Source organism: Aestuariibaculum scopimerae, from assembly GCF_059428085.1.
Map to the genome: position 1 here is coordinate 1,595,697 of NZ_CM182089.1, position 16,897 is coordinate 1,612,593.

General features: G+C 34.1%; 17 protein-coding genes. 16 read left to right on the plus strand and 1 reads right to left on the minus strand.

Annotation, left to right across the window (positions count from 1 at the left end; all coding sequences use genetic code 11):
- Window positions 1-494: 494 nt before the first annotated feature.
- The 7 genes from AC5SR4_RS06935 to AC5SR4_RS06965 all read left to right on the plus strand — a co-directional run bounded on the left by AC5SR4_RS06935 (window position 495) and on the right by AC5SR4_RS06965 (window position 6,701).
- Complete coding sequence (locus AC5SR4_RS06935) at window positions 495-893, plus strand: DoxX-like family protein (RefSeq protein ID WP_495358810.1); 399 nt, start codon at window positions 495-497, stop codon at window positions 891-893.
- Window positions 890-1,624 carry a DUF2071 domain-containing protein gene (locus tag AC5SR4_RS06940; RefSeq protein ID WP_495358811.1) on the plus strand — a complete coding sequence of 245 codons (735 nt, stop codon included), beginning with the start codon at window positions 890-892 and terminating at the stop codon, window positions 1,622-1,624. The genes AC5SR4_RS06935 and AC5SR4_RS06940 overlap by 4 nt, the downstream gene beginning before the upstream one ends.
- On the plus strand, window positions 1,615-2,367 hold the full coding sequence (locus AC5SR4_RS06945; RefSeq protein ID WP_495358812.1) for a class I SAM-dependent methyltransferase: 753 nt from the start codon (window positions 1,615-1,617) through the stop codon (window positions 2,365-2,367). Before AC5SR4_RS06940 ends, AC5SR4_RS06945 begins: the two co-directional genes overlap by 10 nt.
- Before the next feature lie 622 nt (window positions 2,368-2,989).
- Window positions 2,990-3,721: a DUF6090 family protein gene (locus tag AC5SR4_RS06950; protein ID WP_495358813.1), complete on the plus strand. Its 732-nt coding sequence runs from the start codon at window positions 2,990-2,992 to the stop codon at window positions 3,719-3,721.
- Between the two features lie 210 nt (window positions 3,722-3,931).
- Window positions 3,932-4,438 carry a hypothetical protein gene (locus AC5SR4_RS06955; protein WP_495358814.1) on the plus strand — a complete coding sequence of 169 codons (507 nt, stop codon included), beginning with the start codon at window positions 3,932-3,934 and terminating at the stop codon, window positions 4,436-4,438.
- 162 nt (window positions 4,439-4,600) lie between these two features.
- Window positions 4,601-5,140, plus strand: a complete 540-nt coding sequence (locus AC5SR4_RS06960; RefSeq protein ID WP_495358815.1) for a helix-turn-helix domain-containing protein — start codon at window positions 4,601-4,603, stop codon at window positions 5,138-5,140.
- Window positions 5,141-5,237: 97 nt separating this feature from the next.
- Entirely contained in the window at window positions 5,238-6,701 is a 1,464-nt protein-coding gene (locus AC5SR4_RS06965) for a serine hydrolase domain-containing protein (RefSeq protein ID WP_495358816.1), read from the plus strand.
- Window positions 6,702-6,894: 193 nt separating this feature from the next.
- Here the strand turns inward: AC5SR4_RS06965 and AC5SR4_RS06970 are convergent, their stop codons facing one another.
- Window positions 6,895-8,040, minus strand: a complete 1,146-nt coding sequence (locus AC5SR4_RS06970) for a N(5)-(carboxyethyl)ornithine synthase (RefSeq protein ID WP_495358817.1) — start codon at window positions 8,038-8,040, stop codon at window positions 6,895-6,897.
- 623 nt (window positions 8,041-8,663) lie between these two features.
- Between AC5SR4_RS06970 and AC5SR4_RS06975 the strand changes: the two genes are divergently transcribed.
- From AC5SR4_RS06975 to AC5SR4_RS07015, 9 genes are all read left to right on the plus strand, one after another.
- Entirely contained in the window at window positions 8,664-9,674 is a 1,011-nt protein-coding gene (locus AC5SR4_RS06975) for a gliding motility protein GldB-related protein (RefSeq protein WP_495358818.1), read from the plus strand.
- Between the two features lie 159 nt (window positions 9,675-9,833).
- Entirely contained in the window at window positions 9,834-10,790 is a 957-nt protein-coding gene (locus AC5SR4_RS06980; protein ID WP_495358819.1) for an amidohydrolase family protein, read from the plus strand.
- Window positions 10,791-11,017: 227 nt separating this feature from the next.
- Window positions 11,018-11,425 carry a nuclear transport factor 2 family protein gene (locus tag AC5SR4_RS06985; RefSeq protein WP_495358820.1) on the plus strand — a complete coding sequence of 136 codons (408 nt, stop codon included), beginning with the start codon at window positions 11,018-11,020 and terminating at the stop codon, window positions 11,423-11,425.
- A 436-nt stretch (window positions 11,426-11,861) separates the two neighbouring features.
- On the plus strand, window positions 11,862-13,475 hold the full coding sequence (locus tag AC5SR4_RS06990) for a family 43 glycosylhydrolase (protein WP_495358821.1): 1,614 nt from the start codon (window positions 11,862-11,864) through the stop codon (window positions 13,473-13,475).
- A gap of 178 nt (window positions 13,476-13,653) precedes the next feature.
- Window positions 13,654-13,782 (plus strand): hypothetical protein, encoded by a 129-nt coding sequence (locus tag AC5SR4_RS06995; protein ID WP_495358822.1) that lies wholly within the window; start codon window positions 13,654-13,656, stop codon window positions 13,780-13,782.
- Window positions 13,783-13,910: 128 nt separating this feature from the next.
- Window positions 13,911-14,453, plus strand: coding sequence for a serine hydrolase domain-containing protein (locus AC5SR4_RS07000; protein WP_495358823.1), 543 nt, complete (start codon window positions 13,911-13,913; stop codon window positions 14,451-14,453).
- Complete coding sequence (locus tag AC5SR4_RS07005; RefSeq protein ID WP_495358824.1) at window positions 14,431-14,649, plus strand: hypothetical protein; 219 nt, start codon at window positions 14,431-14,433, stop codon at window positions 14,647-14,649. Before AC5SR4_RS07000 ends, AC5SR4_RS07005 begins: the two co-directional genes overlap by 23 nt.
- Window positions 14,650-14,724: 75 nt before the next feature.
- Window positions 14,725-15,900: a DmpA family aminopeptidase gene (locus AC5SR4_RS07010; protein ID WP_495358825.1), complete on the plus strand. Its 1,176-nt coding sequence runs from the start codon at window positions 14,725-14,727 to the stop codon at window positions 15,898-15,900.
- Between the two features lie 261 nt (window positions 15,901-16,161).
- Window positions 16,162-16,890, plus strand: coding sequence for an alpha/beta hydrolase (locus tag AC5SR4_RS07015; RefSeq protein ID WP_495358826.1), 729 nt, complete (start codon window positions 16,162-16,164; stop codon window positions 16,888-16,890).
- The last annotated feature ends 7 nt before the right edge of the window (window positions 16,891-16,897 follow it).

Consider the following 16,897-nt stretch of genomic DNA (forward strand, 5'->3'; position numbering starts at 1 on the left):
TAAAATCTTTTATATATATTTGTTACAGATTAAAATTTCTAATCTTTAATCTTATCACAATAAGGCTATATGCCGTAGATGAAAATCTTTAGTCCCGCCTAGGTGGGACTTTTTTATGTAACGAAACTTTCTAAGTGGGTTTGCAAGTCCAACGGAAAAGTTATTACTGTAGGGCATTTACATATTTTTTCCCTGCTGGCGCTCGTTCAATGTCATTAAGTTAATGACATTGGGCCCTCGTTTGTAGCGAGTGCCAACAATGAAAATTGACTATTTTTGAGAGGGTTGTTACAGTGGAGATACACACAGGGGTGTGTGTTTGTTTGGTTGTTGGCTGCTGTAAGCTTACAATAGTTAATATAATAACTAGAAAAAAAATGGATTAAAGAAGTTAGAGATGACGTGATCGGATTTAAGGAATGGAAATAAAATTACAAACGGAAATAAAAACTAATATCAACAATTAATAAAGGTATTGAACCAAACAGTTTTGAATGTTTAAAACAAAACACCTCCATTACACGGTAACTTATTTTATAGCCTTAGTTTGGTTTATGAATGGTCTGGTATGTAAGGTGCTAAATATGGTGCCCAGACACAGCGAAATAGTTGAAAGAATTTTAGGAACGAACCATTCAAAATCGGTAACAATTTTAATTGGATTTTTAGAAATTATTATGGCAGTTTGGATTTTAACAAAGTTTAAATCAAAATTAAATGCAGTTGTTCAAATGGCCGTTGTGGCAATAATGAATATTTTAGAATTTATCCTGGTTCCGGATTTATTGCTTTGGGGTAGGTTCAATGCCTTTTTCGCATTGTTATTTATTGGGCTTATTTACTACAATGAATTTATTTTAAATAAAAAGCTAAATTTACAAACAGTAAAATGAATTTCTTAAAAAACCATCCTTTTGCAGTAGAAACATATTTCGAGAATTCGATTGTGCTAACTTATGCTGTTGATAAAGAGGTATTGCAAGATTTTATTCCGGAATGCTTAGAACTGGATACTTTTGATAATAAATGGGCTTTTGTTGCCTTGGCTATGGTTAATACAAAGCATTTGCGGCCTAAAGGATTTCCTGAGTTTCTTGGAAACGATTTCTTTTTAATTGGGTACCGCGTATTTGTACGCTACACAAATAAAAAAGGAAAGCGACTACGGGGGTTATACATTTTAAAGTCTGAAACCAACAAACCCAAAATGACTTTCTTTGGTAACATCTTTACGCATTACAATTATACCACTACAGATATTAATTATTTAAGTGAAGATGGCACCCTAAATATTTACTCTAAAAGGTCTGCTCTAGATGTTACAATTAATTTAAACAACCTTAATGTAAAACTACCTGATACGTCACCTTTTAGCAATTGGAAAGAAGCCAGGCGATTTGCTGGACCCTTACCGTTTACTTTTACTTATAATGAAGACAAAAAGGAAGTTTTAATTATTGAAGGCGTTAGGCAGCATTGGAAACCCCAACCGGTGCATGTAGAAAAAGCCAATGTGGGTTTTATTGAGAGCAAAGGCTTTAAAGGCCTAAACCTTGCTAATGCATTTGTGGTAAGTAATATTCCGTATTACTGGAAAAAAGGAACATTAGAACGATGGAATTAAAAAGAAGAAAGTTTCAAGGGGTTCTGAATATTTTAAGCTTTAACAGGCATTTTTATGTTATAGGTCTAATTGTTTGGGGATTAATAATTGCAGCCTTGGCTCTTTTAGAATTACCAATTATATGGATCTGGATAATTTCAGGAGCTTTTATTTATGGGTTGATAATGCCTTTAATAATTTCGGCTTATGTTTATGATTTTTCTGGATACTATGATTTTAATTGGCTGAACAGGCTAGAATTAACAAGTTTAAAACCAAAGCAAATAGCCAATATTAATGCAGGTTTTGACGAAACGAGTTTTATATTAAAGAATAATTTTCCCGAAGCCGATTTAAAGGTTTTTGATTTTTACAATGCAAAACAACATACTGAACCGGCAATAGTTAGGGCTAGGAAGGTTAGCTTGGTTTACCCTAACACACAGCAAATAAGTACTAACAAAATACCTTTAGAAGATAAGTCAACAGATATGGTCTTCCTTCTTTCTGCTGCGCATGAGATTCGCTCTCATAAAGAACGAGTTGCTTTTTTAAAAGAATGTAACAGAGTTTGCAAATCTGATGGAAAAGTTATTACTGTAGAACATTTACGGGATACCCCTAACTTTTTTGCATTCTCCATTGGTTTTACACACTTTTTTTCGCGCAGTAGCTGGAAAAAAGCGTTTAAAGAAGCTGGGTTTACGTTATTTGAAGAAACTAAGTTTACGCCATTTATGTCTATATTCAATTGTAAACCTTAACCTAGTTAATATGTATATTCATTTTAAGATAATTGGTGTTCTACTCATCGTTTTATCATTGGTTCACATTATATTTCCAAAATATTTTAAATGGCAAGAGGACCTTAGATCATTGAGTTTGATAAACAAGCAAATGATGACAATACACACGTTTTTTATTGCTTTTGTGGTTTTTCTCATGGGCTTACTCTGCCTAACTTCAACAAATGAACTTATTAACACAAAACTAGGAAAGACCCTGTCTTTTGGGCTTGGCCTTTTCTGGTCTGTTCGCCTTTTTATTCAGTTTTTTGGTTACGCATCGAGCTTGTGGAAAGGAAAAAAATTTGAAACCATAATCCATATCTTATTTAGTGGATTTTGGGTGTATTTAAGTATTGTATTTTGGATGAATTTTTTGAACTAAACGTTATTAAGATGGTAATCTTTTTGGCTGGCGATAGTTTGCAACGAGTGCCAACAATGAAAATTGACTATTTTTGAGAGGGTAATTATAATGTAGATACACACAGGGGTGTGTTTGTTTGGTTGTTGGCTGCAAGCTAAACCGACATCGTTAATCAAACAAAATTTTAAAAAATTAGACAGTTCTAATATGGGTGAGCCTACAAACCATTAGCCAATGATAAAATTCTTTAGAAAAATTAGACAAAATTTGCTTTCCGAAGGTAAAACTGGAAAGTATTTTAAATACGCAATTGGAGAAATTGTACTTGTAGTTATTGGAATTTTAATTGCATTACAAATTAATAATTGGAATGAGAACAAAACCTTTAAAAATGAATTAAAACAAATTATAAAGGAAGTACGCAATGACCTTAATCAAGACATTCTTTATTTAAGTAAGGAAATCAAGTACGAAGAAAGATTTATTAACAATATTGATAGTTTACTTAACAAAGCAACAAAAATGTCTGCTGACTCATTATTGAGTAATATTTCGAAAGTTCATTCCGTGACTTCTTTTGTGCCAGTAAATTTTGGATATAACAAATTGAATAAGCACCCAAGAACAGAAATGTTACCTGATAGTTTGACCAATAATCTTACCATCTATTATTCTACGTTTTCAACCGATATGAACAATTTATTATACGAAGGGCTATCATTGTATAGTTTAAATATGTTTCGTGATTATCTAATTAAATACGGATTTCCAATAGAAACGGGCATTTTAGAAAGACCAGAAGACCTATCGAATTTAAACTATATTATTAATGATATTGAATTTATCGGAATTTTAAGAAACACTAAACAAAATAGGGCTGTTCAACGCTCTATTTTAATTAATGCTCGCAAACAAGCCGAAAGCAGTCTTGAAATGATAAATAATTATATTTCAATTAGTAATTGATTTTAGAAATTGAACTCATAAAAAAGGAGTATAAACAATAAATAACGAAAGCACAATACCGTATAAAATCAATTGTTGGTGTGGGCTTATTTTCTAATCGTTCTATATTTGTTAAATTATGTGCTATCGGGACGGGGCACACAACTAATCTTTTACGTAGCCGTTGCCTGCAAGCTGAAATGAAGAACATTTTAAAAACAGAATTCTAAATTGAAAACTACGATAGCAATCTTACTTTTAATTGGATTAATAAATTTAGGATTTGGACAAAATAAAAAAGAAAGAGATGATGCGAATTATAAATCTCTAAATTTAGGAATTGGATATAATTACAGCTTTGGCGAACCTAATGAGAAAAACTTCCACCTGCTAGATATTGGAATTAACAAAACAATGTATGGAGGACTACATGGTGGCGGATTTCAATATGGAATCGGAACCGAAATAGGGCTAAATACAGAAAAGTTTACAATTGGACCTAAAATAAGTGGACTTATAAACCTAATGGGAATTGCCATTGGAACAGAATTGGTAACATATACAGACTTTGATAATTGGACTTTGAGACTCGTTCCTTTTATTGGATTTAGCGGAGACAAAGGTAAACTGACTATAAATCCTCACGTTATTCTAACCAACAAAAAATTTCAACCAATTGACAAAGGACTTTTGAGTTTAACTATAAATTTAAGTATGAAAAGAGAAAAAATTCAATAAAAACTGCCCCTAAGCCGTGTATAATCATTGCTAGTGCTCGCCTACTTACGAAAATCCTACAGATTTTCCTCTGGTTCGTTCCATTTTTAGTAAGTTAGTTGCTTGCAAACACAACTATCCTTACACAAACCGTTAGGCAATATTTAAGAAAAGTAACTTTGAATGTCAAAACTTAAAAAGAACAGAGAAAAACTTAACTTGACACAGGAAGAACTTTCTGAAAAATCAGGGATTTCTATAAGAACCATACAGCGTATTGAATCGGGGAATGAACCCAAAGGACAAACACTAAAATTATTAGCGAGGACTTTAGGAATAAAAGAAGATGAATTGCTTGAGAAAGAAGAAACCCAAGCCGAAATAAACTCGACGTTACTTAAGGTTATTAACCTATCATCATTGCCTTTTACTATAATCCCACCTGCAAATATTATTATTCCACTTGTAATAATGTTTGCCAAAAAGCAATTTAATCCATTGACCAAGCAAATTGTTTCCATTCAAATTTTATGGCTAATACTTTCAGTCATTATTTTTATGTTGACTTCATTTGCAAAAAATTGGTTTTCGCTTGGAAACCAGCTTATTTTAATTGTCATGATTTTATTGGTTTTGTCTAATGTGTTTATCATTCTTAGAAACGCAGTTGAAATTGATAAAAGAGGAAAACTGTTTTTCTGTCTGAATTTCAGTATTATATAAGCCTGTCGTGAAGATGGCGGTATATTGTCAGGATATTGGCGGGTAGATTTTCATGATGAAAATCATTAGGAATCGCACTTTTGCAAAAAATATTAGCATGACAAAAAAACAAATGTTCTTTAGCGTAATTTTACTCTCTTTATCAATCATTAGTGTCAAAGCACAAATAGACAAGAACTCAGACTTATTTATCGAACTCAAAAAGCAAGACAGTATTTTCTTTGAACGTGGGTTTAACCAATGTGATTTGGATTATTTAGAAAGCCACATCGCCGAAGATTTAAAATTTTACCACGACCAAAGCGGATACCAAGATAGAAATGCCTTCTTTGAGAATACCCAAAAATACATCTGTTCTAATTCAGAACAAAAGCCAATCCGTAAAGTAGATACAAATAGTTTGGAAGTATTTCCTCTGTACAACAACGGAAAACTTTATGGTGCCATACAGAAAGGTGTCCATCATTTCTATTTAAAGGAAAATACCAAAGAAGATGTATGGACCAGTACAGCAAAATTTACAACTGTATGGATTAAAAAAGAAGACATTTGGGTAATGAGTAACGTTTTAAGTTATGACCATAACGACCCCGTTGTTGAAAATCCAAGAAATGATACTGAAGTGTTATTAAAAGATAACAACGTTCCTGCATTGGGAATTGGAATAATTGAAAACGGAAAATTGACCAAAGTTGAAGTTTACGGAACACTCGATAAACAAACAACAGCTCCCTATAATACCATCTTTAAGGTAGCCTCTTTAACTAAACCAATTGTTGCCTTGACCACATTAAAACTTATTGACAAAGGGCTATTGGGATTAGATGAACCTTTATATAAATACTGGATTGACCCAGATATTAAAAATGATAAAAGAAATAAGAAGTTAACACCCAAACTTGTTTTAATGCACCAAACAGGCTTTGCAAATTGGCGTTATATGACAGCATCCAATAAACTGACATTTCAGTTTGATCCCGGAACAAAATATCAATATTCAGGAGAAGGTTTTGAATACTTGAGAAAAGCAATCGAAAACAAGCTTGGTAAGAGTATCGAAGAACTTGCCTCGGAATTCCTTTTTAAACCTATTGGAATGACAGACACTCGTTTTTGGTGGGATTCAACAATGGATGAGTCTAGATATGCTCAAAACTTTAATGAAAAAGGCGAAAAAATAGAAACCGAAAAATATTTTGAAGCAAATGCAGCAGCAAACCTTTTAACCACAGTTGAAGATTATGGAAAGTTTTTAGCTTATGTAATTAATGGGGCAAGTTTATCAGAAAATCTTTATCAAGAAATGGTGAAGCACCAAGTAAAATTAAAAGAAAATGATTTCTTTGGATTGGGATGGGAGATTTTAACTGATTTCAGCGATGATGAATTTGCTTTACTTCATACAGGAAAAGATCCTGGTGTAAGCACATTAGCCATTTGGTTTCCTAAATCTAAGAATGGATATTTAATTTTCTTGAATGGAGATAATGCCAATAAAATTTATGAAGATTTACTGACCAAACGCCTCTATTTAGGAAATGAACTATGGAATAAAAAATGAAAACCGTTGCCTAACATTTTATATAAGTAATGGCTGGTAAAGTGCCAGATGTCTAGGCTTGTAGACAACTCAAACTGCGTAGTGGTTTAACAGGGAAGTACCACGAAATCTGCCACTACTCATACAATTTATCGTTGGCAATAATCTTAGAACCTAAAATTCGCAACAATTCTTTTCCAAACACATCGTTTCATTATTCCTTTACATTATGTGGATAATTCTTGTTACGATTCTGGAATCGTAGAATATGTTCTTTTACAATCTTACCCTTATCAACATTTATAGCATTTTTTATGGTCTTATTTTCGTTCCAACTCTCGCGACCAGATATAACAGATGGTACATGTACCATTAATGCTGCAGAAATAGATCTTGAAGCACTTTCCCAAAAATAACTTGGTGTATGATCTACCGCGTAGTAATCAATAGTATCTATAGCAATTATTGGGTTTTTAAAAGTGGTAGGTTTTGCGAAATAAAAACCCATACCTTCATCGCAACTCACATCAATAATAAGTGAACCTGGTTTAAGCATCGATTTTTCTTCTTCTATGACATAATCAATTGGATTGTCTGTATCCTGATAGGTACCATTAATTATTATTTCAGATTCATTAATTAAATCTAATAAGGGGCTTTGTGACCCATCATGTTCAACAACCATTAGTCGTGGTTCGTTTTCGTTTCCTTTTCTAACTCTAACATAGTGTACATTTAAGACTTCTTCTCTTACTTCATGATCTGGCCTTTGGATACATATAGTAATATCTCTAAAACCATGCGCTTTTAAGGCGTAAATAGCACCTCTACTTGCAGCACCGAAACTAAATATAATGGCCTTACGCTGATTTCCATAATGACCATCTATTCCCTTTAATTGCAAGGCGTGTATAACTGCACTATATCCAGCCATTTCATTGTTTTTATAAAATGTATGTCTTCCCATTTGTCCGCTAGGAGTCCACACATACATATCTTCAAAAGCAATTAAGGTTAATTTTTTATCTATAGCTGTTTGTGTAACTTGGGTATTTTGAGCACAATGCGGATAACCCCAAATAATACCACCTTCTTTTAGTTCTTTAAAATCTGATAAAATAGGTTTGGCAATTATAGCACAACCTAAGCCTGCTAAAATTTCATTTCTTGAAGCAACCCCTCCAGTTAAGGCACTGATGTCTTCGTCTTTTATGTTGAAAGGTTTACCATAACCTTCTTCAAAAATAAGTTGTCTTCGAATAGGTTCTGGAAGTCTATTTAAATGTTCTGGATGAATGGGTACTCGCCTTTCATCTTCCTTCTTTGAAGTACCAATTACTCCCATTTTTAAAAAAGTCATATATTTTTAAATTAAAACGAATTGCAGAGTAATGACATGAGCAAGGCGTAAGATTAAAATTACTATTAGTTACTTACTGGCAATCAGGTATTAAGTTGGTCGCCAGGGTTTCATTAATCAAAATAAAGACTTAAAATAAAAAGCCTTAGGAATTCGCTGAAGTAGTACGAATAGATTAATATCAACAGACAAATAATACTTTGTTAAAGATACCTTGAAATAAACGATTATAAGGATAATACCAAACTAATATCTTGAAACGTATTAAACCGAAACATTATGCTTTAAATTAAAACACCAAAATAAAAACTATTGCCAACAACGGTAGTAGCTGTTGCACAAGCCCATAATTTCATAAGATATGATACAGAAACGTTCTTTTTAAGGGCGTTTGTTATTTTTAACAGGTGTTTTTTAAACGGCGGTAGAAATTGTGCTCTGGAACACGAACACTTAACTGAAAGTTATTGAACAGTTTCTTTTGATATTGTTTTTTGCTTTGTATATACTAAAACACGAAATTTCTTCCTTATATTCGAGTTGTGCAGCAGGTAACAACACCTAAACTGCATTAAAACGCAGTTTAGCCAAACCGTTGTACAACATATTAAAAACAAAACCTTATGAAATGGACTTTGACCATTTTGATTTTCTTAATAATCACCGTTAGTTGTAAAAAGAAATTGGAGCAACATAATGAACAACTAGTCTTTAGCAAAGAAGTTAGCCAAATGAAAGACACTCTTGATTTTGGAGATTTTAAAGTTTATAATCTCTATAAAACCCAAGTGCTAACATATGAAAATCTAAAAACAGAAATTGATTCCGCAAAAATAGCAAACCAAATAATCAATGACCTGTTAAAACCATACCCAGCAATTTTTAAAAATTGTTTTTCATTTCCAGAATCCGACTTCATTTCGTGGAACAAGAATTATTTAACTAATGATAGTCTAATAAAATCGAGACTGGAATTTGTTAGAAAAATAAACCTTGATTCGATTATTAAAGCAAATTATGAAAGTGTGACCAAACTCTCTGGACACAAACCAACTGGTGCTTGGTACGTCTATTTTTTTGGCTATCCAGAAATGTGCGATATGCGTGGTTGCGACTTGAATGCAATGCAACTAAATTTGGCCTATCCTGAATTATCTAAAGATAAAGAATACTTCTCGTATCTATTTCCTCACGAGTTAAACCACAATATTTATGACTTAACTAATGGTAATGACCCTGATAGCAAAACGGTTCTCTGGGACATCATTAACGAAGGTCTTGCGACTTATTTTTCAAAAAAACATTCAGATTTATCAATAAAAAAAGCCTTTACACCATATAAAGATGGGGATTATGAATGGTGCTTGCAGCACGAAAAAAGGATTTTTGAAAAAGCAAAACCGATATTATTTTCAACAAACGGTAGTGATTTTGATAACTTGGGGACAGCAGACAGAAATTCATTCATAAAAGGTTCTCCTGGTAAAATTGGTTATTTTATTGGTTATAGAATTATAGAAGAATACGTTAAAAAAAATGGGGTAGAGTCGTGGAAAGATGTTTATACAACACCTGTTAAAAGTTTATTGATTGAAAGTGAATATGAAAAATATGTATCAAAATTGAATAAATAACGTTTGCCAACACCGATGCTAAAAATAATTGCTTGGTTCTAGTCTACTTACGAAAATCCGAGAGGATTTTCTATTCGGTTTGTATTTGCTAAATTAGGTGTTTAAAACGCGCAACTATCCTTACACATAAACGTTATGGACAATAAAACCTAATAAATTATGAAAACACAAAAATTAATAACAGGGCTTTTAGTTTTGCTAGTCATTTCTTGTATTAAGCATGATCAAAAGATTCAAACTACTGTTAAGGAAAAAGAATTACCAACTTATTCTGGCCCTATTATAGATATGCATTGTCATGCATTTGACCAAATATTTTTTGGGGGTAAAGACTATACAAATCCTTTAACAGGTAAAACATATAAAGCTTCTTCCACCGTTGATTCATTAAGAATTGAAACATTAGCTAAATATGAGGAACACAATGTTGTAAAGGCAATGGTTAGTAACGGCGAACTTTGGTTTGACTATGCTCCAGAAAAAATTATAATTGGGAATAGCCATCGTTATTCCGTCGATGCGCTTCGGGAAAGGTTTAAGAGTGGAAAACTTAAAGTAATTGGTGAAGTAGCTCCCAATTATGATGGCATATTGCCAACAGATGAGAGTTTAACCAAATATTTTGATTTAGCGGTAGAATTAGATATCCCAATTGGATATCACTTATTTCCAGGAGGTCCTCCTGGCGGTGCATATTTTGCATATCCCAAAACAAGGGCATTTCAAGGTAAACCGCTACAGTTTGAAGAAATACTATTTAATAGGCCTAATCTTAAAATATATATCATGCACGCTGCATGGCCATATCTTGAAGATTTGAAAGCACTGATGTATGCACACCCGCAAGTATATGTTGAACTTGGTGTAATTGATTGGGTTTTACCTAGAAAAGAATTTCACCATTTCTTAAAAGGATTAGTGGATGCTGGCTTTGGCAAAAGGATTATGTTTGGAACAGATCAAATGATTTGGGTAGAAACTATTGATGATGCTATTGAGGCTGTTAATTCAGCTGATTTTCTAACATTGGAACAAAAAGAAGATATATTTTATAATAATGCGGCAAAGTTTTTAGGATTTACTGAGGAGGAAATCAAAAAGGATAAAAGTCGATGATTAATAGCCCGTAACACTGGCTATAATCCATTGCGGCAGAATTTCCTAAACGGAAATCCCTGCTTTTTCGCTATATTAGTTACCTAAACCAAAAACCCCACAGGATTTTTCTCGTAACGAATTAATAGCCGAGATCGTTGTGCTTCATTATGAAAAACTCAATTAAAAAATAAAAACCGGGAAAGCTGAAAACCGACCAAAGTAGGCACTAAATAATAATCAAGATTATGACAACTGAACAAAACATTCAAATTATTGACTCTTTGTACAAAGCTTTTTTAACTGGTGATATACCAACTGTTCTAGGATTGATGCATCCTGAAATTGAATGGAATGAGGCCGAAAGTAATTCGCTTGCGGATGGCAATCCTTATATTGGTCCGGATGCAATTTTAGAAGGCGTATTTGCCCGTCTTGGAGCTAACCATGACCACTTTCAATTACAGAATGTTAAAGTTCACGGCATGAACGATAACAAAGTTTTAGCTACTTTACGATATGATGCCAAAGTAAAAGCAACTGGCAAGGCTTATAATGCACAGGCCGCTCACTTATGGGCACTTAATGATGAAGGAAAAATCATTGCCTTTCAGCAATTTGTAGATACCAAAAAGTTGGCAGATTCAGAAGTGTAGTTTTAATTGTGTCTACAGACAAGGAATATAAAAAACGAAAGCACAACACCGTATCCTAAAAATAACGCGTAAGTTTATGCTTTAATCTAATGGTTAGTACGTATTTGGTCACTCTGATTTTCCGAAGAAAAATCCTTGAACACAAAACCGCACGATTCTTATACAATTACGTTGTATAACCCTAAATACCTGTGTAAACGAAGGCCCTTTGGTAACAAAGGGCTTTTTGTTGTTGCAGGTAGGCACCTTAAGGTGTTGAAGGTGTGTGTGGGATAATTAACCCGCACTAAGAAAAAGCATTACAATATGTAGCAGTACAGATTGTTTTTATATATTTATATGTATGTATAAGTAATTTAATGTAGATACAAAATCTGACTATTAGGGTGCCTCCCCATAGCTATCGGTAGGCCCTATAAAGTAATAAAATAAACAGATGAAAACCCTTCAAAACCTTCTTACCACAAAAGCCATGTTACTATGGGGCCTTACCTTTATTATAGGCAGCAATTTAGCGACGGCACAGTTTAACAACATTAAAAACGACACCTTTTGGGATACTAAAAACGGCAAACCCATTTATAGTCAGGGCGGGGGGATATTTAAATTTACAGACCCAGAAACGGGAAAAGAGAAATATTACTGGTATGGCGTACATTATAAGCAAGCCGAAATGTATCGGGAAGACCCATCGGTTACCCAAGCCAGAAACAATTTTGAGGGTGTTACATGTTACGCATCCACCGATTTGGTTCATTGGGAGTTTGAAGGCCATGTTTTAACACCCGATGAAATATTTGCAGATTCCGGGCGTCGCTGGGGATGGCTTGGGCGCATGGGCGTGGCTTATGTAAAAGAGGCCAACCAATATGTCCTAATCATCCAACATAATGCGCGTGTCCTTTTTGCGACTTCCGATTCCTTTTTAGGGCCCTTTAAGAAAAGCCATGAAAAAAGTATGGAAAGCTGGATTGGCACTTCCAATACCGGCGACCAAACCGTGTTTACAGATCAAGACACCGGGAAATCATACTTGGTGTATAGCTACGGTAAGGGGCGCCATAAAATATACCTATCTGAAATTGGCGTAAAGAATGACACCATTACCCTGTTGGACTATAAGCAGGTTTTTAAAGGAGCAGGTCGCGAAGGGAATTGCATGTTCAAATACAAGGGTAAATATTATTTGGCAGCATCTCAATTATATGGATGGGATGGTTCCAATGCCTACTATCTGGTTGCCGATGATATCTGGGGGCCGTATTTGCCTGAAAATGATATGCAGATTTTCCCAGGTGCAGTGGATGATTATGCACACATTTCGCAAACAGGCTTTTTCTATACCGTTCGCGGAAGCGAACAGGAAACGGTTATTTTTTGTGGTGACCGCTGGGCCAATTTTGCAGGAAATGGATTAGGGTACAACCAATGGTGTCCTTTGTCCTTTGATGGTTATACCCCATATTTTAATTCGCTTAATTCATGGAACCTAAATGAAAAAACGGGCGCATGGGAAGTGGCCGATGACAATAACTGGGTAAAAAATGCCAGTTTTGAAGCCGATAGAAAAGCAATACCCAGTTTTGAAAAACCCGTTCAAACAAGGCTGTTAGGATGGGAAACAACAGTGATAAAAGGTACCGAGATTGCACTCGATTCGCTTGCTCCGGTATTGAACCATGCCAATACAGAACAAGAACGTAAAGTAGTTATTGGCGAAAGAAGTTTAAATATGAGCGACCGTGTGGACTTTACACGGCAAGTACACCAAAAGATAGCCTCCTCACCTTATGTAACCTTTAAAAACGACACCTATACGCTAACGGCCAAGATTAAAAATAGCGGCCATTTTGATACCTTGGAAATGTATGCCAAATCTGGTAATAAGAGCTATGAAGTACCAGTAGTGGATACCCATGAAACATGGAAAACCATTCGTATTGAAGGCATTAAAGTAGAAGGAAACGAAATTGAAATTGGTTTTTTTGCAGACGGAAAAGCAGGGGCCTACTGCCTTGTAGATGATGTGTCATTGGTTAAGGCCCCATAGCACACAATTATGCTGAGGTAACCTATATTAGGAAAGACTCTTCTACCTTTCCCCTAAGGGGAGGGATTCGTACGGTAGCCCTTAGTTTAGTATAGTTGTTCACATAGAGATATTCTTGGAAGAGGACAAACGATATAAGAAATTGATTTTCTTTTCTTTTTTTGTAATCTCAATAATTGTGGATAACCAACCAACCGATAAGGGCGAGTTAAGTGCCACATTTGAATTAAAAAAGAATCAACTCATCGAACGGGTAGAAGGCATTGATTGGGTTTATTTTTATGAACGAGTGTCAACAATGGATTAACACATGATGGGTCTGTTTGATTCTTGTGTAACGTTAGACAAAACAAGACCATTAATGCAATTTTCAGTTTCTGTAACAAAACTTAATAAATAAAGTCTTAATGGAAAAGAACTTTTAATAACACTTAAATGGAAAAACAGATTCTTACTTTTTTATTTATTAATTTCTTAATACTTACCTCTTATAGCCAGAAAAACCAAGAATCTGTTAATATAAAACTTGATATGCTGTTTAATTCCCTATCAGAGCATGATATGGCATTTGGTACAATTGCAATAACCCAAGATAATAAGCTGAAATATCATAAAGGAATTGGGTACAGAGAAATAATTTTAAATAAAAAAGAACCCAGTGAACTTAACACAAAATATAGAATTGGTTCTGTAACAAAAATGTTTACATCAATATTAATATTCCAACTAATAGAAGATAACAAATTAACTTTAACGGAAACCATTGAATCCTATTTTCCTAATATACCTAATGCTAATAAAATTTCAATCCAAAACTTAGTGTCACATAGTAGTGGACTTTCAAGCTATACAGAAGCAAAGGATTTTAACGAATGGAAATACAAGTTAAAATCAAAAAAAGAATTACTTGAAATAGTTACTAATCTAAATATAAAATTTTTACCAGGAAAACAAAATGAGTATTCAAGTAGAATGTAAAAAAGTGGATAACAATCTTGTAGTTGAAACTCAAGGAACTGAATTTATTACTAATTATATAGATGAAAATTATTTTATGAATTTGGATTCTGGTTATTTTTTCGAGTTTAATCCTTCAAAAAAGGAACTTTTAATAAAGGAAACAGATAACATTTATTTACTTAAAAAAAATAACCTTACACAGCAACGTATATAAAAAATTGCTAGATTTAGCTAAACTAAACAACTTACCTTGTACAAACCGCTGTGCTTAATTAAAATCCAACCAAGTATGAAAAGAATACTCATAGTTTTTTTATTGGCTCTTATTTGTTATCAATCGTATGCTCAAAAACCAAGAGCAAGAGATTTAGGAGTTCCATTTGTTGGTAAAACGGGCAAATTCAATGCCATAACAGATGTTAAAGGTGTAGAGGTTGGGTATAGCACCATAATTTCGGGTAATGGAGAAAACAGTATTGGTAAAGGGCCTATACGTACGGGAGTTACTGCCATATTTCCAAGAGGAAAAGCCAGTAAATTTAGTCCTGTTTACGCCAATTGGTACAGTCTTAATGGCAATGGGGAAATGACGGGTACGACCTGGGTTACCGAATCAGGTTTTTTAGAAACCCCAATTATGATAACCAATACAAATAGCGTTGGTGAAGTAAGACAGGCTGTGCTGAAATGGTTTGTTGATACCGATTGGTACAATGGAGAGGATTGGTGGTATACGTATCCAGTAGTAGCGGAAACTTATGATGGATTTCTTAATGATATTTATGGCTTTCATGTAAAAGAAGCACACGTATTGGAAGCTATAGAAAATGCATCAAGTGGAAAAATAGCCGAAGGCAATGTTGGTGGCGGGACTGGTATGATGTGCTTGGGCTTTAAAGGCGGTACAGGTACCTCGTCAAGGATTTTTAAAATAAAGGATGCAACGTATACCGTTGGAGCCATTGTGCAATCCAATTTTGGTGCAAAAAGGAATTTATCAATCGCAGGTGTTCCTGTTGGAATTGAATTAAAAGACACCTTAAATTATGATTATAAAGCTCCACCAAAATCAAGAAGACAAGAGGGAGATGGCTCCATTATAGTAATAGTAGCAACAGATGTGCCTTTATTACCGCATCAGTTAAAAAGAATTGCCCAAAGAATTCCTTTAGGAGTTGGTATAGTAGGCGGACGTGGAAGTAATGGTTCTGGAGATATATTTTTAGCATTTTCCACAGCAAACGAAAAAGCATTTAATCGTGATGCGATGACCACTGTTGAAACCATGTCTAATGATTTGCTTATGCCTGTTTTTGAGGCGACAGTTCAAGCCGTTGAAGAAGCGATAATAAATGCCATGGTAGCTGCCGAAACAATGGAAGGAATTAATGGAAATAAAGCGTATGCCATTCCTCACGATTTACTAATTGAAACGCTAAAAAAATATAATAGGATAAAAGAATAACGAGGTATAACAAAGAGGGCTGTACGTAATGTGGGAAAACCACTGAAATTTATACCCATGTGGCAAAGAACAGTTTCAATTTTTATAAAAACCCCGCTATACGTGTAAGAATATTAAGTATATTTATGCGTAACTGATGGTTATACGAACCGTTGCAAATATTTGAACCAAAATAAAATGAATTATAATAGCCGTATGATAACACAACAAAAACCATCGTTTTTTTTATTACTTCTATCATTTATATCGGTTGTTAACTTGATGCAGGCTCAAAATGATTCTATTAAGAACAACTCAATTGTTTGGAGTAAAATAGAAGCTTATACACCTACTAAAGTTGCCCTTCCTGATAACTTTGATTCGACTAAAGAACATACGCTTATTATAGGACTGCATGGTTATGGTAGTACGGCAGAAAGTTATTTGGGATTGAGTAAGCCCTATACCGATGCAGGCTTTATTTTTGCAGCTCCCGAAGCTCCCTACCCAGTACTTCTTGGTAATGGAAAATTGGTCTATGAGTGGTTTCTCTATGATATCTCATCCTTTATTATGCTTGAAAGGCCTGCTTCAGATTTGGAAAAAGCCGCCATGCGAACGACCACGGAAAATCAAATGGGACAAGTTATAGGTGATTTAAAAGATAAGTATAGAGTGAACAAAATATATGTTGCAGGTTTCTCCCAAGGTGGAATTATAACCTATCTAACAGGTATCCATCATCACGATAAAATTGACGGTATGATTATTTTTAGTTCTGTAGTGGATAAAGATTGGTTGGGAAATGACAACATTAAAGATGGGAAAGATGTAAGGACGCTGATAATTCAAGGTGAACAAGACAAGTTAGTCCCTATAGGGTTAGCGGAAAATGGACGTGACCTATTACTTGAAAATGGCTATGATGTAACTTATAAAAAGTTTGAAGGAAGGCATAGCATCCCAATGCAACTTATGGACTTTGTAATTGATTGGATTAACAAAGAATAAAAACGTT

Excerpts from the sequence above, each read along its gene's own strand:
- AC5SR4_RS06935 (WP_495358810.1), top strand. The coding sequence starts at position 495 with ATGTTTAAAACAAAACACCTCCATTACACGGTAACTTATTTTATAGCC.
- AC5SR4_RS06975 (WP_495358818.1), top strand. The coding sequence starts at position 8,664 with ATGAAATGGACTTTGACCATTTTGATTTTCTTAATAATCACCGTTAGT.
- AC5SR4_RS06940 (WP_495358811.1), top strand. The coding sequence starts at position 890 with ATGAATTTCTTAAAAAACCATCCTTTTGCAGTAGAAACATATTTCGAG.
- AC5SR4_RS07010 (WP_495358825.1), top strand. The coding sequence starts at position 14,725 with ATGAAAAGAATACTCATAGTTTTTTTATTGGCTCTTATTTGTTATCAA.
- AC5SR4_RS06970 (WP_495358817.1), bottom strand. The coding sequence starts at position 8,040 with ATGACTTTTTTAAAAATGGGAGTAATTGGTACTTCAAAGAAGGAAGAT.
- AC5SR4_RS06950 (WP_495358813.1), top strand. The coding sequence starts at position 2,990 with ATGATAAAATTCTTTAGAAAAATTAGACAAAATTTGCTTTCCGAAGGT.
- AC5SR4_RS06990 (WP_495358821.1), top strand. The coding sequence starts at position 11,862 with ATGAAAACCCTTCAAAACCTTCTTACCACAAAAGCCATGTTACTATGG.
- AC5SR4_RS06985 (WP_495358820.1), top strand. The coding sequence starts at position 11,018 with ATGACAACTGAACAAAACATTCAAATTATTGACTCTTTGTACAAAGCT.
- AC5SR4_RS07005 (WP_495358824.1), top strand. The coding sequence starts at position 14,431 with ATGAGTATTCAAGTAGAATGTAAAAAAGTGGATAACAATCTTGTAGTT.
- AC5SR4_RS06980 (WP_495358819.1), top strand. The coding sequence starts at position 9,834 with ATGAAAACACAAAAATTAATAACAGGGCTTTTAGTTTTGCTAGTCATT.
- AC5SR4_RS06945 (WP_495358812.1), top strand. The coding sequence starts at position 1,615 with ATGGAATTAAAAAGAAGAAAGTTTCAAGGGGTTCTGAATATTTTAAGC.
- AC5SR4_RS07015 (WP_495358826.1), top strand. The coding sequence starts at position 16,162 with ATGCAGGCTCAAAATGATTCTATTAAGAACAACTCAATTGTTTGGAGT.
- AC5SR4_RS07000 (WP_495358823.1), top strand. The coding sequence starts at position 13,911 with ATGGAAAAACAGATTCTTACTTTTTTATTTATTAATTTCTTAATACTT.
- AC5SR4_RS06960 (WP_495358815.1), top strand. The coding sequence starts at position 4,601 with ATGTCAAAACTTAAAAAGAACAGAGAAAAACTTAACTTGACACAGGAA.
- AC5SR4_RS06965 (WP_495358816.1), top strand. The coding sequence starts at position 5,238 with ATGACAAAAAAACAAATGTTCTTTAGCGTAATTTTACTCTCTTTATCA.